Source organism: Pseudomonas sp. 8BK, assembly GCF_902506475.1.
Classification (GTDB): Bacteria; Pseudomonadota; Gammaproteobacteria; order Pseudomonadales; family Pseudomonadaceae; genus Aquipseudomonas; species Aquipseudomonas anguilliseptica.
This window is the reverse complement of sequence record NZ_LR733252.1, coordinates 3842937-3867264: the sequence shown is the minus strand read 5'-3', so window position 1 is coordinate 3867264 and position 24328 is coordinate 3842937. Positions and strand designations below refer to the sequence as shown.

Genomic DNA, 24328 nt, shown 5'->3' with positions numbered 1-24328 from the left:
CATGCATTGCGAATCACCGATCAAGCGCCGTATTTCACGCAAAATCTGGGTTGGCTCCGTGCCGGTGGGTGGTGATGCTCCCATCGCCGTGCAGAGCATGACCAACAGCGATACCAATGATGTAGCTGCCACCGTGGCGCAGATTCGTCGCCTGGAAGATGCCGGCGCCGATATCGTGCGGGTTTCCGTGCCGGATATGGATGCAGCCGAAGCCTTCGGCAAGATCAAACAGCAGGTGCGTGTGCCGCTGGTGGCCGATATTCACTTTGACTACCAGATCGCCTTGCGCGTAGCCGAGCTTGGCGTCGATTGCTTGCGTATCAATCCAGGCAATATTGGTCGCGAAGACCGTGTGCGCGCGGTGGTTGAAGCTGCGCGTGACAAAGGTATTCCGATTCGTATCGGGGTAAATGCCGGTTCGCTGGAAAAGGATTTGCAGAAGAAATATGGCGAGCCGACCCCGGCGGCGCTAGTCGAATCCGCGCTACGACATGTTGAGCACCTGGATCGTTTGAATTTCCCAGACTTCAAAGTCAGCGTAAAAGCTTCCGACGTATTTATGGCCGTCGAAGCCTATCGTCTGCTGGCCAAGCAGATCGAGCAGCCTCTGCACCTGGGCATTACCGAAGCGGGTGGCCTGCGTTCGGGTACCGTGAAATCAGCGGTCGGGCTGGGCATGCTGCTGGCTGAAGGCATTGGCGACACTATTCGCATCTCCCTTGCCGCTGACCCGGTGGAAGAGATCAAGGTCGGTTTCGATATCCTCAAATCCCTGCGCCTGCGTTCGCGTGGTATCAACTTTATTGCCTGCCCGAGCTGCTCGCGGCAGAACTTCGATGTGGTGAAAACCATGAACGAGCTGGAGCAGCGCGTTGAAGACCTGCTGGTGCCGTTGGATGTCGCAGTGATCGGTTGTGTGGTCAATGGTCCGGGCGAAGCCAAGGAAGCCCATATCGGGCTGACCGGTGGTTCGCCCAACCTGATCTATATCGATGGCAAACCGGCGCTTAAGCTGGGCAATGACAACCTGGTCGATGAGTTGGAAAAACTGATCCGCCAGAAAGCGGCTGACAAGGTCGCTGCTGACGCCGCTCTGATTGCGCGCAGCTAACACCGTTAAGGAATTGAATTGAGTAAGTCCCTGCAAGCCATTCGTGGCATGAACGACATCCTGCCCGAGCAGACTCCGCTTTGGCGTTATTTTGAAGGTACCGTCGCCAGCCTGTTGGACGGTTACGGCTATCGGCAGATTCGTATGCCGATCGTCGAGTTCACCGAGCTGTTCAAGCGCTCGATTGGTGAAGTCACCGATATCGTTGAAAAAGAGATGTACACCTTCGAGGACCGCAACGGTGACTCTCTGACCCTGCGTCCGGAAGGTACTGCCGCCTGCGTGCGTGCTGTGCTTGAGCATGGCCTGGTGGGTGGTGGGCAGCCGCAGAAGCTCTGGTACATCGGTCCGATGTTCCGTCACGAGCGTCCACAGAAAGGCCGCTATCGTCAGTTTCACCAGATCGGCGTGGAAGCATTCAATATCGACGGTCCGGATATTGATGCCGAGTTGATCGTGCTGACCTGGCGCCTGTGGGGCCTGCTGGGCATCCGCGATGCTGTGAAGCTTGAGCTCAACAGCCTGGGCACCAGTGCCGCGCGTGCGGTGTATCGCGATGCGCTGGTTGAGTTTCTGACTGCTCACGCCGATCAGCTGGACGAAGACAGCCGCCGCCGTATGGGTAGCAACCCGCTGCGCGTACTGGACAGCAAAGTGCCGGAAACTCAGGCCCTGCTGGTTAATGCGCCGAAACTGGCGGATTACCTGGATGAAGAGTCACGCGTACATTTCGAAGGGCTCAAGGCCCGTCTGGATGCGGCTGGTGTGCCTTACGTAATCAATCCCAAACTGGTGCGCGGCCTGGATTACTACAGCAAGACAGTCTTCGAGTGGGTCACCGACCAACTCGGCTCCCAGGGCACGGTTTGCGCCGGCGGCCGCTACGACGGTCTGGTTGAGCAGATGGGCGGCAAGCCTGCGCCAGGCGTAGGTTTTGCCATGGGCATCGAACGTTTGGTGCTGTTGCTCGAAACTCTAGGTAAAGTACCGGCTGAAATCGCCCGTACGGTCGACGTTTACCTGTGCGCCTTTGGCGAGCCGGCTGAACTGGCAGCGCTGGCTTTAAGCGAGCGTCTGCGTGAGCAGTTACCAAACCTGCGTCTGCAGGTGAATGCCGGGGCGGGTAGCTTCAAGAGTCAGTTCAAGAAGGCCGACAAGAGTGGCGCCTTGTACGCCTTGATCTTGGGTGAAGACGAATTGGCCCAGCAAGTGGTAGGTTGCAAGCCGCTGCGCGGTCAGGGCGAACAACAAAGTATTGCGTGGTCGGCATTGGCCGATCATCTGGCGACCTGCGCCGATCAGGCCTGAGCGCCTGTTGAGTGATTTAGCGAATAGGAGTGTTGGGGTGGTTTCGCGTACTGATGATGAAGAGCTGGCGGTAATCAAGGATTGGTGGCAGCGCAATGGCATGCCATTGCTGACCGGTGTTGCGCTGGCGTTGGTGGTGGTGTTCGGCTGGCAGGGCTGGCAGAAATATCAGGCTAATCAGTCCCAGGGTGCTTCGCTGGTGTATCAGCAGCTGCTCGAAGCTGCGCTTGATCCGAGCGGCAAGCCTGACGCCAGCAAGGTCGCTGAACTGGCCAATACGCTGAAAAAAGATTATGCCGGTACCCATTACGCCCAGTACGGCAGTCTGTTTGTGGCCAAAGTTGCGGTAGAGGCTGGCAAGCTGGACGACGCTGTCAGCGAGCTGCAGGCGATTGTCGACAAGCCGGCCGACGACAGTTTGGCTGAGTTGGCCCGTCAGCGTCTGGCGCGCGTGCTGGCTGCGCAGGACAAGGCCGAAGATGCCCTGAAACTGTTGGATGCCAAGGTTGCGCCGGCCTTTGCCGCCAGCCGTGAAGAACTCAAAGGTGACCTGCTGGTGCAACTCGGCCGTGCTGACGATGCGCACGCCGCCTACAAAAAAGCCAAGGCTGCGCTGTCTGAAGATGCCGCTGTCGGTGGTCTGCAAATGAAGCTGGATGATCTGGCAAAAGGGGATGCGTGACGTGATGCGCTGGAAGAATGCCGCACTGCTGGCCTTGGCCGTTCTGGCTGTAGGTTGCAGCAGCAATAGCAAGAAGGAACTGCCGCCGGCCGATCTGCCCAAGTTTGAGGAAGAGGTTAGCCTGCAGAAAGAATGGAGTCGTTCTATTGGCGATGGCCAGGGCGAGTCCTTCAACATGCTGGTACCGGCGATTGATGGCGAGCAGATCTATGCCGCCGACGTCGAAGGCCTGGTTGTGGCCATGGACCGCATGACCGGCAAGGTGATCTGGAAGGCTGACCTGGAGCTTCCAGTGTCCGGCGCAGTCGGTGCAGGCTATGGCCTGGTTGTAGTGGGCACGCTGAAAGGCGAGATTATCGCTCTCGATACCGCAAGCGGTGAAGAAAAGTGGCGCGCCCGCGTGACCAGTGAAGTGTTGGCGCCGCCTGCGCTGAACGGCGACGTGGTGCTGGTACAGACTCAGGATGACCGCCTGATTGCTCTGGATATGAACACCGGCGAGCAGCGCTGGATCTTCGAGAACACTCCGGCGGTACTGACCCTGCGCGGCACTGGCAGCCCGGTGCTGACCAATCGTCTGGCGATTGCCGGCCTGTCCACCGGTAAGGTGATTGCGCTGGACGCTCAGCGCGGTATTCCGGTCTGGGAGCAGCGCGTAGCCGTTCCGCAAGGTCGCTCGGAACTGGATCGCGTGGTCGATATCGACGGCGGACTGCTGCTTTCGGCGGGTACCCTATACGCCGTCAGCTACCAGGGCCGTGTTGCCGCGCTGGATCTGGAAAGCGGTCGTATCCTCTGGCAGCGTGAAGCGTCCAGTTCGGTCGGTGTGGCCCAGGGTTACGGCAGTGTTTACGTAAGCCTGGCCAGCGGCACCGTTGAAGGTATCGACGAGCGTTCGGCTTCGGCGCTGTGGAGCAACGATGCCCTGGCTCGCCGCCAGTTGTCGGCACCGGAAGTGTTCTCCAGCTATATCGCGTTCGGTGATCTCGAGGGCTACCTGCATCTGGTCAGCCAGGTGGACGGTCGTTTTGTCGGCCGTACCCGCATCGACAGTGACGGCCTGCGTGCCCGTCCGCTGGTTGTAGGTGATTGGCTGTATGCCTACGGCAACGGCGGCAATCTGGTGGCCCTGACCATCAAGTGATCGCTCGCTGACGCTTTGGCTATGCTGCACAGCACCTAGGGCTGTGCAGCATAGCCAGTGCAATGAATTCCGGCCGCTGCCTCTGCAGCGGCTTTTGTATTTTCTGAAATAACGAAGTGGAGAGCCTAATGGTTCCCGTAATTGCCCTGGTGGGCCGCCCTAACGTTGGCAAGTCCACCCTGTTTAACCGCTTGACCAAGTCCCGTGACGCGATTGTCGGCGACCTGTCTGGTCTGACCCGTGATCGCCAGTACGGCGAGGCCAAGTGGCAGGGGCGAACCTATATCGTCATCGACACCGGTGGTATTTCCGGTGACGAGGAAGGCATTGACGCGAAGATGGCCGAGCAATCGCTGCAGGCGATCGAAGAGGCTGATGCAGTGCTGTTCCTGGTGGATGCTCGCGCTGGGCTGTCTGCTTCCGATCAGATGATTGGGGAGCATTTGCGTCGCCGTAACAAACGCAGCTTCCTGGTCATCAACAAGGTCGACAACATCGACGCCGACCTGGCGCGCGCCGAGTTTTCCAGTATGGGCATGGGCGAGTCCCTGCCGATTGCCGGTGCTCACGGTCGTGGCATTACCCAGATGCTCGAAGCCGTGCTGGGTTCCTTTCCCAAGGATGCCACCGAGCCGGAAGAGGGCGAGGAAGAAGAAGTCGTTCTCGAAGGTCAGGAAGCCAAACGCATTCCCGGCCCGAGTGAGAAGGATGGCATCAAGCTGGCGATCATCGGCCGACCCAACGTCGGCAAGTCGACCCTGGTCAACCGCATGCTCGGTGAAGAACGGGTCATCGTGTATGACCAGGCTGGCACCACCCGCGACAGCATCTACATTCCATTCGAGCGTGATGACGAGAAGTACACCCTGATCGACACCGCCGGCGTGCGCCGCCGCGGCAAGATCTTCGAGGCGGTTGAAAAGTTCTCGGTGGTGAAAACCCTGCAGGCGATTCAGGACTCCAACGTCGTGGTGTTTGTCATGGATGCCCGTGAAGGGGTGGTCGACCATGACCTCAACCTGCTTGGCTTCGTCCTGGAAAGCGGCCGTGCTCTGGTAATTGCCCTGAACAAGTGGGACGGCATGGAGCCGAGCGAACGTGATTACGTGAAGACCGAGCTGCAACGTCGGCTGTTCTTCGTCGACTTCGCCGATATCCACTTTATCTCGGCGTTGCATGGCACCGGCGTGGGTAATCTGTACAAGTCGGTGCAGGCCTCGTTCAAGTCGGCGATCACCCGCTGGCCAACCAACCGCCTGACGCAGATTCTTGAAGACGCCGTCAGCGACCACGCGCCGCCCATGGTCAACAACCGCCGCATCAAGCTGCGCTACGCCCACCTGGGTGGTGCCAACCCGCCATTGATCGTGATCCACGGCAACCAGGTCGATGCGGTGCCCAAGTCCTATATCCGCTACCTGGAAAACACCTACCGCCGCGTGCTCAAGTTGGTCGGTACGCCGATCCGCATCGAGTTCAAGGGTGGTGAGAACCCGTACGAGGGCAACAAGAACACCCTCACGGATCGTCAGGTGAACAAGAAACGCCGTCTGATGAGCCACCACAAGAAGGCCGAGAAGAAGCGCAAAGACAAGCGCTAAGCTTGGACTGAAACGCTCTATAAAGGCACCCTCGGGTGCCTTTTGCGTCTCTGGGGTATCGGCTATCCTGCGCCATAACTCCCGGGCTGATGAAAAACTACCTGCGTTGACAATACTGCGTTAAAAACAGGCTCGGAATGCTCATTTACAGCTCGTAAACTCCGCTTCCTCGCCTGTTTTTGCCTTGTCTTGCCTACCTCGGCTACGTCTTTCAACAGCCTGCTAGCACTCAAGCCGGATGCTGTATCGATGATCATCAGCAAGCTGCCGAATGTCGGCATCACGATTTTTACCCGCATGTCGCAGCTCGCTGCAGAAACCGGGGCGCTCAATCTGTCTCAGGGCTTCCCGGATTTTGATGGCCCGCAGGCCTTACGTGATGCAGTCAGTCGGCATGTCGCGGCCGGGCATAACCAGTACGCGCCGATGACTGGCCTGCCAGCCCTGCGTGAGCAGGTGGCGGCGAAGATTGCGCGCTGTTATGGCCGCAGTGTCAGCGCTGACAGCGAAATCACCATCGTTCCCGGGGCTACCCAAGGCATCTTTTGCGCTATCCAGGCGCTGGTCCGCCCTGGCGATGAAGTGATTGTCTTCGACCCCAGCTATGACAGCTACGAGCCCTCGGTCGAGCTGGCCGGCGGGCAGTGCGTACATGTATCACTGGCGTTGCCGGGGTTCACCATCGACTGGCAGCGTCTGCAGGATGCCTTGAGCAACCGAACCCGGCTGATCATCCTCAACACGCCGCACAATCCTAGCGGAGCGCTGATTTCCCGCGCCGAGCTGGATCAGCTAGCGGCGCTGATTCGTGGGCGCGACATCTACCTGATCAGCGACGAGGTGTATGAGCACTTGGTGTTCGATGGGGTGGCCCACGTTAGCGTGGTGGCCCATGACGAGCTGTATCAGCGCGCCTTGGTGGTCAGCTCGTTCGGCAAGACCTACCACGTCACCGGCTGGAAGACCGGTTATGTGGTGGCCCCGCCAGCCCTGAGCGCCGAATTACGCAAGGTGCATCAGTACGTCAGCTTTTGCGGGGTCACACCGCTGCAATGGGCGCTGGCCGACTATATGGCCGAGCATCCTGAGCATGTGGACGAGCTGCCCGCGTTCTATCAGGCCAAGCGAGATCTGTTCTGTGATCTGCTGGCGGCCTCGCGCTTTCACTTTACCCGCGCTGCCGGCACGTTTTTCCAGCTGGTCGACTATTCGGCCATTCGCCCTGATCTGGATGATGTGGCCATGGCCGAGTGGCTGACCCGCGAGCAAGGTGTCGCGGCAATTCCGATTTCGGTGTTCTACCAGGCGCCACCCAAGGACTTGCGTTTGGTGCGCTTCTGCTTTGCCAAGCGGGAAGAAACCCTGCGCCAAGCGGCGGATAAACTATGCGCAATCTAAGCCTGTTGCCTGATCTTGAACTGGCGCTGATCCAGACCCACCTAGTCTGGCAGGACCCTGCCGCTAATCGTGCGCATTTCGCCTCCCTGCTGGAGCAGGCCCGCGGTGCGGACCTGATCGTGCTGCCGGAGATGTTCAGTACGGGTTTCTCCATGGACTCCGCCGACCTGGCTGAGCCGGAAAATGGTCCGACCAGTCAGTGGCTGCGCGAGCAAGCCCAGGCGCTGCAGGCGGTGGTTACCGGCAGTTTGATTATCCAGGCGGCCGATGACTCGTACCGCAACCGTCTGCTCTGGGCGCGCCCGGATGGCACGGTGGCGCATTACGACAAGCGCCATCTGTTCCGCATGGCCGGCGAACACAAGCACTACAGCGCGGGTGAACAGCAGGTGTTGCTGGAGGTGAAGGGTTGGCAAGTGCGCCCGCTGATCTGCTACGACCTGCGTTTCCCGGTGTGGAGCCGTGACCCGCGGAGTACTGACCTGCTGCTCTACACCGCCAATTGGCCCGCCGCACGGCGCAATCACTGGAACCGCTTGTTGCCGGCTCGGGCCATTGAGAACCTCTGCTATGTCGCGGCAGTGAACCGCGTCGGCGAGGACGGTAAAGGTCACGCCTACAGTGGCGATAGTCAGGTGTTGGATTTTCAGGGCGAGCCGTTGCTGGAGCCAGGCGCGGCGGATGGGGTGTTCCGTGTCAGCCTCAAAGCAGCCGAGCTGGTGGCTTATAGGCAACGTTTTCCTGCTCATCTGGATGCCGACGAGTTCATGCTGGGCGCTTCCTGCTAGCGTGCGCGATTTTTGATCAAGGCCGCCTGTTCGGCCGTACTGGCCTCCAGGCGCAGTTTCTCGCTGCGCAGAAAATTGCCCAGCTGCTGTAGATCGGCAATCTTCTGCTCCACCTCGGCCAGTTTGCGGCTGACCAGGGCTGCACCCTGGGCGCAGTCGAGTTGTTGCTCGCGCCGTGCGCTAAGGATTTCGCCTATCTCACCGAGGGAGAAGCCCATGCTCTGCGCCTGCTGGATAAAGCCCAGATCATGCAACGTCTGCAGGCTGTATTCGCGGTAATTATTGTCGCGGCGCAGGGCGCTGATCAGCCCCAGGCTCTCGTAGTAACGCAGGGTATGGCGGCTGGCTCCGCTGCGTTTTTCCAGTTCACCGATGCGCATGCAAATCTCGCTTGACTGTAGAGTGTGCTCGACAGTTTAGCCTGCTTGGGTCATCAACGACTCAGGAGGATTGGCGATGAATCAGCCATGTTTTGTCACCGGCGGCAGCGGTTTTATCGGTCAGCATCTGCTGGCCTTACTCACTAGCAAAGGTCATTCGGTCAGCGTGCTGATGCGTCGACCGCACAGCCTGCCAGCCCTGCGCGAGCAGATCGAGCAACTGGGCGGGCGCGGCGATCTGCTTACGGCGGTTGCCGGTGACCTGGGCTTGCCAGGGCTGGGGTTGGATGCCACAGCCCGTGAACAGGTGCGTCATGCGGCGGTGGTGTTTCACCTGGGTGTGCAGTTCGCCTGGGGGCTGTCGCAGGCGCAGGCGCGTCAGGTCAATGTCGAGGGTGCGATCCAGGTGGCGGAGTTGGCGGCGCAGCAAGGCAGTCGGTTGCTGATGGTGGGCGGTTTTATGCTGGCCAATCATGGGCATTTGCAGCGTATTGGGGTGAACCTGCAGCACCCCGAACAGACCGACTGGGATCGCCTCTATCGTCGCTCAGGGGCGTATGAAGGCAGCAAGCTGGAGGCGCATTTTCGTGTACGCGCGCGAATGGCTGAGTTGCAGGCACCGCTGACGCTGGTACACCCGGCCACCGTCTGTGGTCATAGCCGTAGCGGGCATATCCTGCCGGCGCAGCCGCTGGCGGAGTTGATCGACAATCTGGCCGAGGGGCGACTTGGTGCAATTCCCGGTTCGGCAGCGCACTGGCTACCCTTGGTCAGCGTGGATTTTCTTGCCGAATTGATGCTGGCTGCGGCCTTTGATGAGCAGCAGGTCGGTCAGGAAATCCTCGCCCTGGATGCCGCGACGCCCAACCTGCAGGGCATGCTGCAGCAATTGGCCCGCACCTTGAGTGTGCAGGCGCCGAGCCGGCATCTGCCGATACCACTGCTGCGGGTGTTGCTGAAAATTCCGGGTGTGCCGCGCCTGCTGCATACCGATGCCGAGTCGCTGGATTTTATCCAGACCACCCGCTTTGATACTGCCGCGACCCAGGCCCTGGTGCAGCGCCATCAACTGCACTGGCCGGATATCGGCCAAGCCTTGCAGGCCACAGCGCGCTACCTGGTGAACGAACCGTCAGCCGTTCAGGGCTGACGGTTCACTTGGCGATCAGGCCGCTTGTTCGGCGGCCTGGCCGAGCACCCGGTTCAGCGCGCTGAACAGCGCGCGGAAGCTCGCCGTGGTGAGGTTTTCATCGATGCCCACGCCGTGCAGGGCGCGGCCGCCGTTGACGCGCAGCTCGATATAGGCCGCTGCTTTGGCGTTGGTGCCGGCGCCGATGGCGTGTTCGCTGTAGTCCATGATTTCCACGTCTACCGGCAGGCCGGCAACCAGAGCTTCCAGCGGGCCTTTGCCGATCCCGCGCCAGTGCTGGGTTTCGCCGGCGTTGATAACTTCGACATCGACCGCGCTGGTGCCGTTTTCTTCCTGCAGGCGATGGCCTTTCAGGGCGTAAGGCGCAGTAGCGTGCAGGTACTCGGTTTCGAGCAGCTGGTAAATTTGCGCAGCAGTCATTTCCAGGCCGAGGCGGTCGGTTTCCTTCTGCACCACCTGGCTGAACTCGATCTGCATACGACGCGGCAGGTTGATGCCGTATTCCTGCTCCAGCAGGAAGGTGATGCCGCCCTTGCCGGACTGGCTGTTCACGCGGATCACCGCCTCGTAATCGCGGCCGATATCGGCCGGGTCGATCGGCAGGTACGGCACTTCCCAGAGGGCATCTTGCTTCTGCTGGGCGAAGCCCTTGCGGATGGCATCCTGGTGCGAGCCGGAGAAGGCGGTGTGCACCAGGTCACCCACGTACGGATGACGCGGATGCACGGGGATCTGGTTGCAGTCCTCGACCACCTTGCGCACGGCGTCGATGTCGGAGAAGTCCAACTGTGGGTCGACGCCCTGGGTGTAGAGGTTCAGCGCCAGGGTCACCAGGCAGACGTTGCCGGTGCGCTCGCCGTTGCCAAACAGGCAGCCTTCGACGCGGTCAGCACCGGCCATCACGGCCAGCTCCGAAGCGGCGACGCCGGTGCCGCGGTCATTGTGGGTGTGCACGCTGATCAGCACGCTGTCGCGGCGGTCGACATGGCGGCCGAACCACTCGATCTGGTCGGCGTAGTTGTTCGGCGTGGCGCACTCGATGGTGGCGGGCAGGTTGAGGATCAGCTTGTTCGCCGGGGTAGGCTGGAACACGCCGATCACCGCGTTGCACACCTCGACGGCGAAATCGATTTCGGTGCTGCTGAACACTTCCGGCGAATACTCGAAGCCCCACTGGGTTTCCGGCGCGGCGTCGGCCAGGCGCTTGATGGTGGTGCCAGCGGCCACGGCGATGGCTTTGACGCCGGCCTTGTCCTGGTTGAAGACGATCTTGCGGAAGCTTGGCGCGCAGGCGTTGTAGTAGTGGACGATGGCCTTCTTCGCGCCCTTGAGGGACTCGAAAGTGCGCTCGATCAGGTCGTCACGGGCCTGGGTCAGCACTTGGATGGTGACGTCATCCGGGATATGGCCGCCCTCGATCAGCTCGCGGACGAAGTCGAAGTCGGTCTGCGAGGCGGACGGGAAGCCCACTTCGATTTCCTTCAAACCCACGGCCAGCAGGCACTTGAAGAAGCGCATCTTCTTCTCGGCATCCATCGGCTCGATCAGCGACTGGTTGCCGTCACGCAGGTCGGTGGACAGCCAGATCGGCGCCTGGTCGATGATCTTGTCCGGCCAGGTACGATCCGGAATGCGGATCGGGGTGAATGGACGGTACTTGCTGGACGGGTCTTTGAGCATGCTCATGGTGTTGATCCTTGTGGCGCGGCTGCAGGCGGCGAGCCGGGTAAAAACTGAGAAAACAGGGCAGGGCGTGGGCGTGAAAATTCAGCCACGCAGTCGCTGGCTCACCAGGCAGAGGTTGGCGTGTTGGCGCAGCAGGATAAGGGTGTGATGGGTATTCATAGCGCCAACCCTAATCTTTGAGGTCAAAGCTGGCAAGCAATGCTAGAAAATTGGTGCTTGAGTGCGTCGCTGGCGTTGTTTGACGATTAATTTTGCGTAAAAGCTCGTAGGTGTGCGTTTGAATTGCGGGCGGCGTCAGGTGCTTAGGTCGCCCGCTGCGGCATCAGGGCTAAGCGCCAGGCAGCAAGCTATGTTTCAGTTCGCGCATATCCGCCCCGCTAGGGTGCTGGAACACCCGCAAGCCGAACTCGGGAAGTATCGCCAGCAGATGGTCGAAGATATCCGACTGAATGGCTTCATAGCGTGCCCAGGCGATGGTGTTGGTGAAGCAGTAGAGTTCCAGCGGCAGGCCGTCTGCGGTCGGGTTCATCTGCCTGACCAGCTGGGTCATCTCCTGGTGGATGCCTGGGTGTTGACGCAGGTAGTGTTCGACGTAAGCGCGGAAGGTGCCGATGTTGGTAACCCGCCGAGTGTTTGCCGGCTCCTGGCTGGCCTCGGCCAGGGCGCTGTTCCAGCTGAGCAGTTCGCTCTGCTTGCTGTTCAGGTATTGGCCAAGCAGCAGAAAACGCTGCAGGCGGGTGATCTGCTCCGGACTGAGGAAGCTGATGCTGGTTTGATCAAGCAGCAGGCTGCGCTTGATCCGCCGCCCGCCGGACTCCTGCATGCCACGCCAGTTCTTGAACGGGTCGCTGATAAAGCGTTTGGTCGGGATGGTGGTGATGGTCTTGTCCCAGTTCTGCACCTTGACCGTGTGCAGGGCGATATCGATGACATCGCCGTCGGCGTTCAGCTGCGGCATCTCGATCCAGTCGCCGACACGCACGATATCGCTGGAGGAAATCTGCACGCTGGCGACCAGGGACAGCAGGGTGTCCTGAAAAATCAGCATCAGTACGGCGGCCATGGCCCCCAGGCCCGACAGCAGGATCAGCGGCGAGCGGTCGATCAGCGTGGCGATCATGAGTATTGCGGCGACGGCGAACAGGCCGATTTTCAGCACCTGCAGGTAGCCCTTGATCGGCCGCAGGTGCGCGTCATCGCGCAGGTTGTAGAGGGTGTTGGCAATATCCAGCAGGAGGCTCAAGGCCAGCGCAACGGTTAGCACGATAAAGGCGCTGCAGACATTGCGTGTCACGCTGACCAGGCTTTCCGGAAGGCCGGGAACCAGCCCGATGCCCGCGCTGATCAGCAGTGCCGGGACAATGTTGGCCATGCGCTTGATCAGCTCGTTATCCAGGTTCTGTGCGTTACGCCCCAGGGCGGTGGCGTCGATCATGTGGCACACGGCGCGCACGAGTATTCGTTTGACCAGCCAGTTGCTTAGCCAGGCGCTCAGCAGGAGCAGGCTGGCGCTAATCAGGGTAAAAATCTCGGCGTGTTGTTGCAGCCAGTCAAGCCATGAGGCAAGCGCTTGCGGCATATCAAGCTCCCTAGTTCGGACGGTGAAGACGGGCGTTCAGCACGGGCCCCTCGATTGCGCACGGGCAGACCATAACAAAGCGGCGGCTGTGAACCCAGGCGCAATCCCTTCAGGGCTTGAAGGCACCGATAAAGATTGTCGGGTCGACTCGCGCATCGTTCAGGCTGACGTTCCAGTGCAAGTGCGGGCCTGTGGCGCGGCCGGTGGCGCCGACTTTGCCGAGTACGCTGCCGCGTGGCAGCTCATCGCCGACCTTTACGTCGATGACTGAGAGGTGGCAGAACATGCTGATCAGGCCCTGGCCGTGATCGACAAACACCGTCTTGCCGTTAAAGAAATAGTCACCAGTCAGGATCACCTTGCCTGCGGCCGGGGCCTTGATCGGTGTGCCGCTATTGGCGGCGAAATCCAGGCCCGAGTGCGGGTTGCGCTCCTCGCCATTGAAGAAGCGGCGCAGGCCGAAGGGGCTCGACAGCGGGCCGTTGATCGGCCTGTCGAACAGCAGGTTGCTCGGTTGGCGCGTACTGAACTGCTGGTAGGCACGGGTCTGCTCGGCCAGTTCGCGCTCGATGCGTGCAAGGTTCTTGGCGTTCGGATTGACCTGCTGCTGATTCTTGAGCGTGATGCGCTGCTCGACGTACTGCTTGCTGCCGACCTGAAAACTCAGCGTCTGGCTGCCGTTGACGCTGATCTGCTGGCCGCCGGGTTTCACGCTCAGTGGGATGCCGACGATGGCGATCCAGCGCTGCTGATCTTCATGGATCACCAGCACTGGTTTGTTTTGATAACGAACCTTAGGCGCGCTGGTTGCTGGTCCCAGATCGACTACCGCCACGCCGCCGGGTACCGGTTTATTGAGTAGGCGGCTGATAAAACCTTCGGCGTGGACGGGCAGGGCGAGGCAGAGCAGGGTGAACATAGTGAATAGACGCATTGAATATCCGTAGGGTGGATAACGCGAAGCGTATCCACCTGTATAAAAAGGTCAGTCGAGCAGCGACAGGGTAACCGGCTGCACATGGTTATCTTCGACCCGCACATCCAGCACCCCGGTGCCCAGGCGCGCCTTCAAGCGCTGGCCTGGCTGGGTGTCAGCGGCATTGCGGATGGCGCGGCCGCGCTCATCCAGCAGGATGCTGTAACCACGACCGAGGGTCGCCAGTGGGCTGACCGCGTGCAGCGTCTGCACCTGGCTATGAAGCTGCAGGCGACGTGCTTTGAGGCCTTCACGCATGCTGCGTTGCAGGCGTTCTGCCAGGGCCTGCAGGCGCTGATCCAACAGCTTGAGGTTACGTTCCGGGTGCAGGCTGAGCAGGCGGGTTTGCAGATGGGTCAGGCGTTCGCGGCGGCTACTCAGCTGGCGCTCGAAGGCGCGGGTCAAGCGCATCTCCAGGTCATCCACGCGCTGGGCGTGCTGGCGCAGGCGTTCGCCGGGGTGGCGCAAGCGCCGTTGCAAACCGTCCAGGCGCATGCGTTCGCGCTCCAGACGGTGCTGCATGCGCAGGTTCAGGCGGCGCTTGAGATTGTGCAGGCGCTGCACCAACTCACTGCTGTCGGGGGCCAACAGTTCGGCGGCGGCCGAGGGTGTGGGCGCGCGCACGTCGGCGACAAAATCGGCGATGGATATATCGGTTTCATGGCCCACGGCGCTGACGATGGGCGTGATGCAGGCGGCAATGGCGCGGGCCACCGGCTCTTCGTTAAAGCACCAGAGGTCTTCCAACGAGCCGCCGCCACGGGCCAGGATCAGCGCGTCAAAGCCTTTTGCATCGGCAATGCCAAGGGCGCGAACAATCTGCGCAGTGGCTTCACGGCCCTGAACGGCGGTGGGGATCAGGGTCAGTTCGACCTGCGGAGCGCGGCGGCGGAATACGCTGATAATGTCGCGGATTACCGCGCCGGTCGGCGAGCTGATAATGCCAATACGTTTCGGGTGCGCCGGCAGGTCGACTTTAGCTTCGGCGGCAAATAGCCCTTCGGCGTTAAGCTTTTCTTTCAGCGCTTCGAAGGCCAGACGCAGTGCGCCGTCGCCGGCCGGCTCCACCGCATCGAGAATCAGCTGATAATCGCCGCGCCCCTCAAACAGCGAGACCTTGCCGCGCACCTTCACCGCCAGGCCGTCGCGCAACGCCTGGCGCACCTTGGCGGCGTTCTGCCGGAACAGCGCGCAACGCACCTGGGCCTGACTATCTTTAAGAGTGAAATAGATATGCCCGGACGCCGGCTTGGCCAGGTTGGAGATTTCTCCCTCGACCCAGATGCCGCCAAATACATCTTCCAGCAGCAGGCGTGCGCGGTTGTTCAGTTGGCTGACGCTGAGCACCTCGCGGTCGAGGTTCAGGCGTTGGAAAGGATCTTTGATCATGGCCGGCATAGTAAAGGCTTTGCCCGGTCGGCCATAGAGGATTGGCCTTGACCGGCGTTCTGTGGTCATTAAGCTGCGCGCCTTCAATGCAAACCGAGTTCCGATATGAGTGAGCAGCAGGCGATCATCGTTCCGCAGATTTCCAGCTTCCCCGGCCACGAGGCGCGGGCGCGGTTGATCGTGCGCTGGCTGGTCAAGCAGAACATCATCGAAGAACAGCTGACCACTTGCGGGCGTACCTTCAAACATATGGGTTACGGTATCGCCGAGGGCGCGCGGCGGGTGGTCGAACGGCCGGAGCTGTTGCCCTTTGGGCAGGCGGTGCATGGTCTGGAGATCATCTACAAACGCTGCATCTATACCCCAACTACGGGTTTTCTTGAGGAAGCCGGTTGTCCTGAGTGCCGACGCGAGGTGGGTGAAAGGTTGTTTGACAGCCTGGAAGACTGGATGCCGGGGCAGACCGATAACTTTATCTGCCCGCTGTGTGGCCATGAAGATGACATCAACGGCTTTCTGTTTCTGCAGCCCTGCGGTTTTTCCAACCTGGGATTTATCTTCAATAACTGGGCGGATGCCGGTTTCAAGCCGAGTTTTCTCGACGAATTTGCTGCGCGTTTGGGCTATCCGGTCTCGCTGGTAAGAGTTGACTTTTGAGTCAGTTCGGCGACGTTGTCGACGCGCCTCTCAACGATCAGCACTCCTAGGCGATTGTTTGCATTGAGTGCAGGGGGGCGTCTGAGTATAATGGCGCGCTTCCAATTTTCCCGTCCGGGAGCCCCCGCCATGCTGCGTATCAGTCAAGAAGCTCTTACCTTCGACGACGTTCTACTTATTCCAGGTTATTCCGAAGTTCTGCCGAAGGATGTCAGCCTCAAAACGCGCCTGACCCGTGGCATCGAACTGAATATTCCGTTGCTCTCTGCTGCCATGGATACCGTGACTGAAGCCCGTCTGGCGATTGCCATGGCTCAGGAAGGTGGCATCGGCATCATCCACAAGAACATGACCGTCGAGCAGCAAGCTGCCGAAGTGCGCAAGGTCAAACGCTACGAAGCGGGCGTGGTCAAGGACCCGATTACAATCGAAGCCGACGCTACCGTACGTGATCTGTTCGATCTGACCCGCATGCACAACATCTCCGGCGTACCGGTGCTGAGCGATGGCGACCTGGTCGGCATCGTTACCTCCCGTGACGTGCGTTTCGAGAACCGCCTGGACGCCACCGTGCGTGAAGTAATGACGCCGAAAGAGCGTCTGGTCACCGTCCCGGAAGGTGCCGACAAAGACGTGGTGCGCGAGCTGCTGCACAAGCACCGCATCGAGAAAGTCCTGATCGTCGACGATGCCTTCCGCTTGAAGGGCATGATGACCGTTAAGGACATCGAGAAAGCCAAGGCCTATCCGCTGGCCAGCAAGGACGACCAGGGTCGTCTGCGTGTTGGCGCGGCCGTCGGCACTGGTGCCGACACCGCTGACCGCGTCGCGGCACTGGCTAACGCCGGCGTTGACGTGATTATCGTCGACACCGCCCACGGTCACTCCAAAGGCGTGATCGACCGCGTGCGTTGGGTCAAGCAGAACTTCCCGGACGTGCAGGTGATCGGCGGCAACATCGCCACTGGCGAAGCCGCCAAGGCGTTGGCCGAGGCTGGCGCCGATGCTGTCAAGGTCGGCATCGGCCCTGGCTCGATCTGCACCACGCGCATCGTCGCGGGTGTTGGCGTGCCGCAAATCTCCGCCGTGGCCAACGTTGCTGCCGCTCTGGCTGGCACCGGTGTGCCGCTGATCGCCGATGGCGGTATCCGTTTCTCCGGTGACCTGTCCAAGGCCATCGTTGCCGGCGCGTCTTGCGTGATGATCGGCTCGATGCTCGCCGGTACCGAAGAAGCACCAGGTGAGGTCGAGCTGTTCCAGGGCCGTTCCTACAAGGCCTATCGCGGCATGGGCTCGCTGGGTGCGATGGCGCAGGCGCAGGGCTCCTCGGATCGTTATTTCCAGGACTCCTCGGCCGGTGCTGAGAAACTGGTGCCGGAAGGCATCGAAGGTCGTGTGCCGTACAAGGGCGCGATGGCCGCCATCGTGCACCAGCTGATGGGCGGCCTGCGTGCCTCCATGGGCTACACCGGTTGTGCCACGGTCGAAGAGATGCGCAGCAAGCCTGAGTTTGTGCGCATCACCGGCGCCGGCATGGCCGAATCCCATGTACACGATGTGCAGATCACCAAGGAAGCGCCGAACTATCGCGTCGGCTAAAAAATCGATTTGACGCTGCTGTGCTTGGCCATGCTGCGTTGAAAAGAAACTCGAAATGCTCATTGGCTACAGCCAACTCCGCTTTCTCGCTTCTTTTCGCGATCCCCATGGATGGGGTGAGTGCAGCGAGCCCGAAGGGATCGGGCGCTGCCTTGCCTGACCTGCACTCGCGACGCGGCAAATCGATTTTTGGAAAAATTAGGAAAGCACGGGGCTGTTGCTGTTGAGAAAAACGGGCAGCCCCGAGTTATTTGTGAATTCCGCTACGAGAGACGGCCATGGCTCATCAAGACATCCACGCTCACCGCATCCTGATTCTGGATTTCGGCTCCCAGTACACCCAGCTGATCGCCCGCCGCGTACGCGAGATCGGCGTGTATTGCGAGTTGCACCCGTTCGACATGAGCGACGAGGATATCCGTGCCTTCGCCCCGCGCGGCATCATCCTCGCCGGTGGCCCGGAGTCGGTGCATGAAGCCGGCAGCCCGCGCGCGCCGAAAGCCGTGTTCGACCTCGGTGTGCCGGTGTTCGGCATCTGCTACGGCATGCAGACCATGGCCGAGCAGCTGGGTGGCAAGGTTGAAGGTTCCGAGTTGCGCGAGTTCGGTTACGCCCGCGTGGATATCGTCGGCAAAGCCCGCCTGCTCAATGGCATCGAAGACCACGTCGATGACGACGGCGTGTTCGGCCTCGATGTGTGGATGAGCCATGGCGACAAAGTCACCGCCATGCCAGCCGGCTTCCATATTCTCGCCAGCACCCCGAGCTGCCCGATCGCCGCCATGGCCGACGACAGCCGCGGCTACTACGGCGTGCAGTTCCACCCGGAAGTGACCCACACCAAGCAGGGAGGTCGCATCCTCTCGCGTTTCATTCTGGAAATCTGCGGCTGCGAAGCGCTGTGGACTGCCTCCAACATCGTTGAAGACGCCATCGCCAATGTGCGTGCTCAGGTTGGCAGCGCCAACGTGTTGCTCGGTCTGTCCGGCGGTGTCGATTCCTCGGTGGTCGCCGCGCTGCTGCACAAGGCTATTGGCGATCAGCTGACCTGCGTCTTCGTCGACAACGGCCTGCTGCGCCTGCACGAAGGCGAGCAGGTGATGGCCATGTTCGCCGAGAACATGGGGGTCAAGGTGATCCGTGCCAATGCTGAAGAACAGTTCCTCAGCAATCTGGCCGGCGAAGCCGATCCGGAAAAGAAGCGCAAGATCATCGGTCGCACCTTTATCGACGTATTCGATGCCGAGTCCTGCAAGCTGGACAACATCAAGTTCCTCGCCCAGGGCACCATCTACCCGGACGTGATCGAGTCGGCTGGCGCGAAAAGTGGCAAGGCCCACGTGATCAAATCGCACCACAACGTCGGCGGCCTGCCGGAAGAAATGAACCTGAAACTGGTCGAGCCACTGCGCGAACTGTTCAAGGATGAAGTGCGTCGCCTGGGTCTGGAACTCGGCCTGCCTTACGACATGGTGTACCGTCACCCATTCCCAGGCCCGGGCCTGGGTGTGCGCATCCTCGGTGAAGTGAAGAAGGAATACGCCGACCTGCTGCGTCGTGCTGACCATATCTTTATCGAAGAGCTGCGCAAGGCCGACTGGTACCACAAGGTCAGTCAGGCCTTTGTGGTGTTCCAGCCAGTGAAGTCGGTGGGTGTAGTCGGCGATGGCCGTCGTTACGCCTGGGTCGTCGCCCTGCGCGCGGTGGAAACCATCGACTTTATGACAGCACGTTGGGCGCACCTGCCTTACGAACTGCTGGAAACCGTCAGCGGCCGCATCATCAATGAAATCGAAGGCATCTCCCGCGTCACCTACGACGTGTCGAGCAAGCCACCTGCCACCATCGAGTGGGAGTGATGTCGGGTCCTTCTGGGGCCATTGAGATGTATCGATATCCAATTGCAACGTGTTGATTTAAAAGAAAATTAGTTGTAATGGTTATCGAGGCCTATCGCCGATTAGCAGAACGGATTGGCGGTAGCGGGGACGGTAGTAAACAGCGGTCGGATTAAGACCGTTCTGTTTACTATCCGGTCAAAACCGGTCTTTGACGGTAAATCGCTCCTAGGGAAAGCTTGCCCCGTGCGGCTTTCCCGGCATCAACAGGTCTCCTGACCCTTGACGGTAAAAGCCGTCATGAACAGGAGTAAAAACCTCGATGCTTACTGATACCAAACTGCGCAATCTCAAGCCCAAATCCAAGCTGTACAAGGCCTCCGACCGCGATGGTATGTACGTGACGGTATCGCCTACCGGTACCGTCACCTTTCGCTATGACTACCGTCTCAATGGACGCCGAGAAACGCTGACTATCGGGCGCTATGGACCAACTGGCATTTCCCTGGCCATGGCTCGCGAGAAGCTGTTCGATGCCAAGCGCATGGTCGCTCTGGGCAAGTCTCCCTCCCTGGAGAAGCAGCGTGCTAAGCGGCGCTTGAACGCTGCCAAGAATTTCGGTGAAACGCTGACGAAGTGGTTGGCCGGCGCACGCATGGCCGACAGCACGCGCGCGATGCGAAAAAGCATCATCGATCGCGACATCCTGCCGGTCTTCGAGAATCGGTTGCTGACCGAAATCACCCCTGATGATCTGCGAGCCCTGTGTGCCAAAGTGAAGGCTCGAGGGGCGCCTGCAACTGCCGTCCATATTCGCGACATCGTGAAACAGATCTATGCGTTCGCGATCCTGCATGGTGAGAAAGTCGAGAATCCGGCTGACGATGTTAAGGCGTCCTCCATCGCCACTTTCGTGCCGAAGGATCGGGCACTGAGCCCGACCGAAATTCGGCTGGCCTTCCATCAACTGGAGTCCATCGCCGCGTATCCCACGATCAAGCTGGCCTTGCGGCTGGTGCTGCTGACCTTGGTTCGCAAGAGCGAGCTGATCGAGGCAAGCTGGAGCGAGGTGGACTTCGAGAACGCCACTTGGACGATCTCTAGGGAGCGGATGAAGGGGCGTAACCCACACGTTGTCTACCTGTCGCGCCAGGCCCTAGACATCTTCGTGGCGCTGCACACCTGTGCGGCTGGTTCCCGGTATGTGTTGCCCTCACGCTATGACATCTACCGCTGTATGTCGCACGCCACCCTGAACCGTATCACTCAGCTCATCGCCTCCCGTGCGAAGGATGCAGGCCTGCCGTTAGAACCGTTCACCGTCCACGACCTGCGCCGGACTGGTTCCACGCTGCTCAATGAGGTGGGCTTCAACGGCGACTGGATCGAGAAATGCTTGGCTCACGAGGATGGCCGCTCCTCTCGTTCGGTCTACAACAAGGCCGAATACGCGGAGCAGCGCCGGCACATGCTGCAGGAGTGGGCGGACATGATCGACGCTTGGATCGATGGCCGCACTCATGCTCCCCAACTGCTGCCGGACAGCGTTGCGGTGCCGGTGTTGAGTGCCACGGTTTAAGGAAAGTGCAGGGTTGTCAGTTGACAACTATGCCGGTCATGCGAATACTGGAGATCACTTATGACCCGTCCTTCACACTCGAAGAAAGAGGTCGAAGAAGCACTCAGGCATGCCGAAGAACAGGGCTGGCGCATAGAGCTTGGAGGTAGCCACGCTTGGGGGCGAATCTACTGCCCCTACAACGATGAAGAGTGTCGCTGCGGCGAATTCTGCATCACCAGCGTGTGGAGCACACCGAAGAACCCAGGCAACCATGCGCGTGCCCTTAGGCGCGTCGTCGACAACTGCACCACGCACCGTAAACAGCGGCAGACCGCTGAGGGTGCAGAGGAGTAGCGCTATGGAATACACCTTCACACTGAAATACCAACTGGCCGACGATGACCGTGACCCGGAAGCGTTGGTCGAGCGCCTCGGTGAGGCCAGATGCGACGATGCCCTGATCGGCATTGGTCAACCAGGTCGTCTGGCGCTGGAGTTCACCCGTGAAGCGGAGAGCGCTGAGGAGGCTGTGCGCAGTGCCCTTGCTGACGTACGCGGTGCCGTACCTTTGGCAAGGCTGATCGAGGTGGCACCGGATCTGGTCGGTCTCACTGATGTGGCTGAGATCGTCGGCGTGTCGCGCCAGAACATGCGCAAGCTGATGTTGGCTTATCCGAGTAGCTTCCCTACGCCGGTACATGAGGGCAGCGCATCGATCTGGCACCTGGCAGACGTGCTGACCTGGCTGCAGTCCAAAGGCAGTTATTTGCTGCCTAGCGGTGTCTTGGACGTGGCTCAGGTGGCCCTGCAGGCCAATCTAGCCAAGGAAGAACGGCGCCTAACGCGGCCCGCCTCCAAGGAACTGCAAGCCCTTGTCGGATGAGGACTGCGCCGACTTCATGCTTGGTTTGAGCCCGCTCGGACAGGGCGGGTTTTCCTTAGGTAAACATCCGGCTTGCTGATATTGACCCGAGGAGCCCGCTTGCGCTCCTCTATCCAGGCCTCCACCTCGGCCAGATCCCAGACCACGCAACGTGGTGTCAGGTTGAATCGCCTTGGGAACTCGCCACGGCGCTCCATTTCGTAGATCGTTGATTCAGCCAGGGGGACGATCTGCCTCAGCTCATGCTTGCGAATTGTTCGCCGGAAGGGCAGAGGAGTGCCCTGAGGGAACTGCGGAAGCGACTCGTAGGCTTCCGTGCCCGGTAAGGGGAGGGGCTGCCCGGACGCAGTGTCGAGAGCATCATTTGTACGCGCAGAAGTATCCATCTCTATCTCCATGATTACGCTCCATGGGGAGATGGTGGATTTCAATACCAGGTGAGGCAACTTGCTGTGGCGTAGTCTGGCATGGCTACTTCCGGCCCAGGCTGTGTTGAAGTTCCTGCTCAGTTCTGGGGCGTGTTGCGAACCGTGGACCAAAGGATTATGAGTTGCCTAGAAACGCTGCAAACCCAGTAAAATCGTGCGTAGCTTAGCGCAGGTACAGTGAGCTGAAAGTATTGTGGTTATTAGTGTTGAGCATAATTTAGCGAAATTTCTAGAAGCTGGTCACTGTACCGCTAGCGTACTGTTTTTTGTACCGTGAAACGGTCAGTTTTTGCTTTTCCATATGACCGCATTCGTACTGAATTCTAGACCCTCTCCAAACTCTGGAAATAGCGTTTTTCAAACTCCGCTGGCGATAGCTGCATAGCGCTGCTGTGCCGGCGTTTGGAGTTGTAGAACATCTCGATGTAATCGAGCACGTCACTGCGGGCTTCTCGCGGGTGAGCAGCGATAAGGGTTTCAGAATAAATCCTTATACGGAGCCACGTCCCCTTCCGGCTTTTCTGCATCAGCAGTAAGCAATTTGACCGTGAACTGATTCACGCCTCGCTCTCTAAGGAGGCTGGCAGCGCGCCCGAGGTCTTTGAAGAGTCGCCACGGCCCTCTCTGGGTGCGCAGCACAGCTAAGCGTCTACGGTTGCCCTCTATCACTAAGATAAAGCCTCGAGCGCCATCCAGGTCGATCTCCCTGAATTCAGCCTTCGCGACATCACGACTCAGCATCATGGATAGGTGCTGCTCATCGAAAGTTTCCATCCGCCGCCTTCAATATTGCTGTCTTGATAATCAATATAGCATTCTCTGAGCTCACTCAGTTTTACTATAATTTTTTTGACAATTCAGCTCTAAAACGGGGGTTGTAGGCGATTTTAAGCACACGCCTATATCTAGATATATTCTCACAGGGTCAGTCATTGTTCGTGCCGTTGATGGCTTATTAGGACGGCTAAACAATGAAAACCATCGTTACTCTAGTTACCAGCGTTCTGAATGCAGATCCGCTTACGCTAGCGCTTTGCTGTGTGCTGGTGCTTAGCATTGGCTTGTTCATTACTGTCTGGAAGATCCACAAATGAGTGAGCAGCGAATTCCTGAGTGGAGCAAGGTTCCTATCGTGTGGATTCAGAAGGGCGGTTTGACCAGCTTTAGCGCTCGAAATCCTAAGGTGCCTTTCGCTAGTGATGAGAAAGGCCTCATCAACTCCAGCATTGCTGCTCTCAGGCTTTACCTGGTGATCTGCTGTTCTGCGGATTTCAGAACGGGCTTGGCGCAGGTGACATACGACAGACTGGTCAAACTGGCTCACCTGTCCCGACCAATCGTTTCAAAGGGTCTCAAGCGCCTTGAGGCTGAGGGGTTGATTCGTCGGATCGCGCAGCCCCTGAAGAAGGGCACCATGATCAGCATCACAGGCTGGCTTGATGACGATTACTACGGGCGCATTCCCAAGCGCTGGCTCTTTGATGGAAGCCCAGGAATCAAAATGCTGCGCTTGACGGAGTTCGTCTTTAGCAAGGCCTCCTTGAGCTCACTCAAGGTCTATATGACCCTATTGGCCTACCGCGATGGGAATCGAGGCGGTTTAGCAATCCTGTCCTATGATCGCCTGTCTCAACTCACTGGAGTGGGGCGCCATCAGATCGCCGATGCAATCACCATGCTCTATCACATGGACCTCATCTCATTCCGCCAGGCGGACTACTCGGAAACCAAGGACAGGACAAACCGGTATTTGGTCAGGGGAATCGGAAGCTATTGGGATGCTCTGAGTGATGCAACGGTTGCTGGGAAAATCGAGAAGAAGGTAGCGGCAAGACCATCAAAGGCGGCTGTCGCTGCAGCCAATCAATTTCGGGAGCGGACACCCAAGTAGATGGATTATCTACATACTCGCTAGGGGTTGCCCCTCACCTGACCCTGTTTTGGGGCCGAATTGAAGGCCAGAATTGAATTCAAAGCGATAGGCTGGTTTTTTCTAATCAGGAGACGTCGCTATGAACAAGCACCATACAATGTTGTGGCTCAATGATTCTGGACACCCCGATAGGGCGTTAAGCTTCGCCCAGCAATGAGGTGTTTACGTGACCAGAAGATCATTCAGTACAGATTTCAAACTCGAAGCAGCAGGCCTGGTTTTGGATCAAGGCTATTC

General features: G+C 59.4%; 22 protein-coding genes and 1 pseudogene. 15 read left to right on the top strand and 8 right to left on the bottom strand.

Going from position 1 to position 24328, the window contains the following annotated elements:
• Window position 1 precedes the first annotated feature (1 nt).
• From ispG to ACIN8IBEIGE_RS17980, 7 genes are all read left to right on the top strand, one after another.
• The gene (gene ispG, locus ACIN8IBEIGE_RS18010; RefSeq protein ID WP_090375496.1) at window positions 2-1111 is read left to right on the top strand and encodes a flavodoxin-dependent (E)-4-hydroxy-3-methylbut-2-enyl-diphosphate synthase; all 1110 of its coding nucleotides are present in this window, start codon (window positions 2-4) and stop codon (window positions 1109-1111) included.
• Window positions 1112-1129: 18 nt separating this feature from the next.
• Window positions 1130-2419, top strand: coding sequence for a histidine--tRNA ligase (gene hisS, locus ACIN8IBEIGE_RS18005; RefSeq protein WP_160015850.1), 1290 nt, complete (start codon window positions 1130-1132; stop codon window positions 2417-2419).
• Window positions 2420-2519: 100 nt separating this feature from the next.
• Window positions 2520-3101, top strand: coding sequence for a tetratricopeptide repeat protein (locus ACIN8IBEIGE_RS18000; RefSeq protein ID WP_372240025.1), 582 nt, complete (start codon window positions 2520-2522; stop codon window positions 3099-3101).
• Window positions 3094-4245 (top strand): outer membrane protein assembly factor BamB, encoded by a 1152-nt coding sequence (gene bamB / locus ACIN8IBEIGE_RS17995; protein WP_160016427.1) that lies wholly within the window; start codon window positions 3094-3096, stop codon window positions 4243-4245. The genes ACIN8IBEIGE_RS18000 and bamB overlap by 8 nt, the downstream gene beginning before the upstream one ends.
• Window positions 4246-4373: 128 nt before the next feature.
• The gene (der, locus tag ACIN8IBEIGE_RS17990) at window positions 4374-5846 is read left to right on the top strand and encodes a ribosome biogenesis GTPase Der (RefSeq protein ID WP_160015849.1); all 1473 of its coding nucleotides are present in this window, start codon (window positions 4374-4376) and stop codon (window positions 5844-5846) included.
• A gap of 249 nt (window positions 5847-6095) precedes the next feature.
• On the top strand, window positions 6096-7244 hold the full coding sequence (locus ACIN8IBEIGE_RS17985) for a pyridoxal phosphate-dependent aminotransferase (protein ID WP_160015848.1): 1149 nt from the start codon (window positions 6096-6098) through the stop codon (window positions 7242-7244).
• Window positions 7232-8032, top strand: a complete 801-nt coding sequence (locus ACIN8IBEIGE_RS17980) for an amidohydrolase (protein ID WP_160015847.1) — start codon at window positions 7232-7234, stop codon at window positions 8030-8032. Before ACIN8IBEIGE_RS17985 ends, ACIN8IBEIGE_RS17980 begins: the two co-directional genes overlap by 13 nt.
• Here ACIN8IBEIGE_RS17980 and ACIN8IBEIGE_RS17975 read toward each other — a convergent pair.
• Entirely contained in the window at window positions 8029-8412 is a 384-nt protein-coding gene (locus ACIN8IBEIGE_RS17975; RefSeq protein WP_160015846.1) for a MerR family DNA-binding protein, read from the bottom strand. The genes ACIN8IBEIGE_RS17980 and ACIN8IBEIGE_RS17975 overlap by 4 nt on opposite strands.
• Before the next feature lie 76 nt (window positions 8413-8488).
• Here ACIN8IBEIGE_RS17975 and ACIN8IBEIGE_RS17970 point away from each other — a divergent pair, with 76 nt between their 5' ends.
• Window positions 8489-9562 carry an SDR family oxidoreductase gene (locus tag ACIN8IBEIGE_RS17970; RefSeq protein WP_160015845.1) on the top strand — a complete coding sequence of 358 codons (1074 nt, stop codon included), beginning with the start codon at window positions 8489-8491 and terminating at the stop codon, window positions 9560-9562.
• A gap of 15 nt (window positions 9563-9577) precedes the next feature.
• On the opposite strand, the gene leuA is transcribed toward ACIN8IBEIGE_RS17970, so the two are convergent.
• The 4 genes from leuA to xseA form a co-directional block, all read right to left on the bottom strand.
• Window positions 9578-11248: a 2-isopropylmalate synthase gene (leuA, locus tag ACIN8IBEIGE_RS17965; protein WP_160015844.1), complete on the bottom strand. Its 1671-nt coding sequence runs from the start codon at window positions 11246-11248 to the stop codon at window positions 9578-9580.
• 328 nt (window positions 11249-11576) lie between these two features.
• Window positions 11577-12827, bottom strand: a complete 1251-nt coding sequence (locus ACIN8IBEIGE_RS17960) for a mechanosensitive ion channel family protein (RefSeq protein WP_160015843.1) — start codon at window positions 12825-12827, stop codon at window positions 11577-11579.
• A gap of 109 nt (window positions 12828-12936) precedes the next feature.
• On the bottom strand, window positions 12937-13761 hold the full coding sequence (locus ACIN8IBEIGE_RS17955) for a peptidoglycan DD-metalloendopeptidase family protein (RefSeq protein WP_160015842.1): 825 nt from the start codon (window positions 13759-13761) through the stop codon (window positions 12937-12939).
• 51 nt (window positions 13762-13812) lie between these two features.
• Complete coding sequence (gene xseA, locus ACIN8IBEIGE_RS17950; protein WP_160015841.1) at window positions 13813-15192, bottom strand: exodeoxyribonuclease VII large subunit; 1380 nt, start codon at window positions 15190-15192, stop codon at window positions 13813-13815.
• 105 nt (window positions 15193-15297) lie between these two features.
• Between xseA and ACIN8IBEIGE_RS17945 the strand changes: the two genes are divergently transcribed.
• From ACIN8IBEIGE_RS17945 to ACIN8IBEIGE_RS17920, 6 genes are all read left to right on the top strand, one after another.
• Window positions 15298-15849 (top strand): sugar ABC transporter ATPase, encoded by a 552-nt coding sequence (locus ACIN8IBEIGE_RS17945; protein WP_160015840.1) that lies wholly within the window; start codon window positions 15298-15300, stop codon window positions 15847-15849.
• 129 nt (window positions 15850-15978) lie between these two features.
• Complete coding sequence (guaB, locus tag ACIN8IBEIGE_RS17940; protein WP_090376031.1) at window positions 15979-17448, top strand: IMP dehydrogenase; 1470 nt, start codon at window positions 15979-15981, stop codon at window positions 17446-17448.
• Window positions 17449-17726: 278 nt separating this feature from the next.
• Window positions 17727-19307: a glutamine-hydrolyzing GMP synthase gene (guaA, locus tag ACIN8IBEIGE_RS17935; protein ID WP_160015839.1), complete on the top strand. Its 1581-nt coding sequence runs from the start codon at window positions 17727-17729 to the stop codon at window positions 19305-19307.
• A 301-nt stretch (window positions 19308-19608) separates the two neighbouring features.
• A complete protein-coding gene (locus ACIN8IBEIGE_RS17930) occupies window positions 19609-20865 on the top strand; it encodes a site-specific integrase (protein ID WP_160015838.1) in 1257 nt (418 codons plus the stop codon).
• A 60-nt stretch (window positions 20866-20925) separates the two neighbouring features.
• Window positions 20926-21201 (top strand): hypothetical protein, encoded by a 276-nt coding sequence (locus ACIN8IBEIGE_RS17925; protein WP_012019489.1) that lies wholly within the window; start codon window positions 20926-20928, stop codon window positions 21199-21201.
• Between the two features lie 4 nt (window positions 21202-21205).
• Window positions 21206-21730 carry an AlpA family transcriptional regulator gene (locus ACIN8IBEIGE_RS17920; RefSeq protein ID WP_160015837.1) on the top strand — a complete coding sequence of 175 codons (525 nt, stop codon included), beginning with the start codon at window positions 21206-21208 and terminating at the stop codon, window positions 21728-21730.
• 14 nt (window positions 21731-21744) lie between these two features.
• Here ACIN8IBEIGE_RS17920 and ACIN8IBEIGE_RS17915 read toward each other — a convergent pair whose 3' ends face one another.
• The 3 genes and pseudogenes from ACIN8IBEIGE_RS17915 to ACIN8IBEIGE_RS17905 form a co-directional block, all read right to left on the bottom strand.
• Window positions 21745-22128 carry an AlpA family transcriptional regulator gene (locus ACIN8IBEIGE_RS17915; protein ID WP_160015836.1) on the bottom strand — a complete coding sequence of 128 codons (384 nt, stop codon included), beginning with the start codon at window positions 22126-22128 and terminating at the stop codon, window positions 21745-21747.
• A gap of 353 nt (window positions 22129-22481) precedes the next feature.
• Window positions 22482-22610 (bottom strand): annotated as a pseudogene (locus ACIN8IBEIGE_RS17910) (IS3 family transposase); the annotation flags it as partial.
• A gap of 25 nt (window positions 22611-22635) precedes the next feature.
• On the bottom strand, window positions 22636-22932 hold the full coding sequence (locus ACIN8IBEIGE_RS17905) for a hypothetical protein (protein WP_178124313.1): 297 nt from the start codon (window positions 22930-22932) through the stop codon (window positions 22636-22638).
• Between the two features lie 316 nt (window positions 22933-23248).
• On the opposite strand from ACIN8IBEIGE_RS17905, the gene ACIN8IBEIGE_RS17900 reads away from it, so the two are divergent.
• Complete coding sequence (locus tag ACIN8IBEIGE_RS17900) at window positions 23249-24049, top strand: MarR family transcriptional regulator (RefSeq protein ID WP_160015835.1); 801 nt, start codon at window positions 23249-23251, stop codon at window positions 24047-24049.
• Window positions 24050-24328 lie beyond the last annotated feature (279 nt).

Bases quoted from the DNA above. Each gene is read 5' to 3' on its own strand.
- ACIN8IBEIGE_RS17960 (WP_160015843.1), bottom strand. From the start codon at position 12,827: ATGCCGCAAGCGCTTGCCTCATGGCTTGACTGGCTGCAACAACACGCC.
- ACIN8IBEIGE_RS17975 (WP_160015846.1), bottom strand. From the start codon at position 8,412: ATGCGCATCGGTGAACTGGAAAAACGCAGCGGAGCCAGCCGCCATACC.
- leuA (WP_160015844.1), bottom strand. From the start codon at position 11,248: ATGAGCATGCTCAAAGACCCGTCCAGCAAGTACCGTCCATTCACCCCG.
- ACIN8IBEIGE_RS17900 (WP_160015835.1), top strand. From the start codon at position 23,249: ATGAGTGAGCAGCGAATTCCTGAGTGGAGCAAGGTTCCTATCGTGTGG.
- ispG (WP_090375496.1), top strand. From the start codon at position 2: ATGCATTGCGAATCACCGATCAAGCGCCGTATTTCACGCAAAATCTGG.
- ACIN8IBEIGE_RS17915 (WP_160015836.1), bottom strand. From the start codon at position 22,128: ATGGAGATAGAGATGGATACTTCTGCGCGTACAAATGATGCTCTCGAC.
- bamB (WP_160016427.1), top strand. From the start codon at position 3,094: ATGCGTGACGTGATGCGCTGGAAGAATGCCGCACTGCTGGCCTTGGCC.
- ACIN8IBEIGE_RS17945 (WP_160015840.1), top strand. From the start codon at position 15,298: ATGAGTGAGCAGCAGGCGATCATCGTTCCGCAGATTTCCAGCTTCCCC.
- ACIN8IBEIGE_RS17955 (WP_160015842.1), bottom strand. From the start codon at position 13,761: ATGCGTCTATTCACTATGTTCACCCTGCTCTGCCTCGCCCTGCCCGTC.
- der (WP_160015849.1), top strand. From the start codon at position 4,374: ATGGTTCCCGTAATTGCCCTGGTGGGCCGCCCTAACGTTGGCAAGTCC.
- ACIN8IBEIGE_RS17930 (WP_160015838.1), top strand. From the start codon at position 19,609: ATGCTTACTGATACCAAACTGCGCAATCTCAAGCCCAAATCCAAGCTG.
- xseA (WP_160015841.1), bottom strand. From the start codon at position 15,192: ATGATCAAAGATCCTTTCCAACGCCTGAACCTCGACCGCGAGGTGCTC.
- ACIN8IBEIGE_RS17925 (WP_012019489.1), top strand. From the start codon at position 20,926: ATGACCCGTCCTTCACACTCGAAGAAAGAGGTCGAAGAAGCACTCAGG.
- ACIN8IBEIGE_RS17920 (WP_160015837.1), top strand. From the start codon at position 21,206: ATGGAATACACCTTCACACTGAAATACCAACTGGCCGACGATGACCGT.
- ACIN8IBEIGE_RS17980 (WP_160015847.1), top strand. From the start codon at position 7,232: ATGCGCAATCTAAGCCTGTTGCCTGATCTTGAACTGGCGCTGATCCAG.
- guaA (WP_160015839.1), top strand. From the start codon at position 17,727: ATGGCTCATCAAGACATCCACGCTCACCGCATCCTGATTCTGGATTTC.
- ACIN8IBEIGE_RS18000 (WP_372240025.1), top strand. From the start codon at position 2,520: ATGCCATTGCTGACCGGTGTTGCGCTGGCGTTGGTGGTGGTGTTCGGC.
- guaB (WP_090376031.1), top strand. From the start codon at position 15,979: ATGCTGCGTATCAGTCAAGAAGCTCTTACCTTCGACGACGTTCTACTT.
- ACIN8IBEIGE_RS17970 (WP_160015845.1), top strand. From the start codon at position 8,489: ATGAATCAGCCATGTTTTGTCACCGGCGGCAGCGGTTTTATCGGTCAG.
- ACIN8IBEIGE_RS17905 (WP_178124313.1), bottom strand. From the start codon at position 22,932: ATGGAAACTTTCGATGAGCAGCACCTATCCATGATGCTGAGTCGTGAT.
- ACIN8IBEIGE_RS17985 (WP_160015848.1), top strand. From the start codon at position 6,096: ATGATCATCAGCAAGCTGCCGAATGTCGGCATCACGATTTTTACCCGC.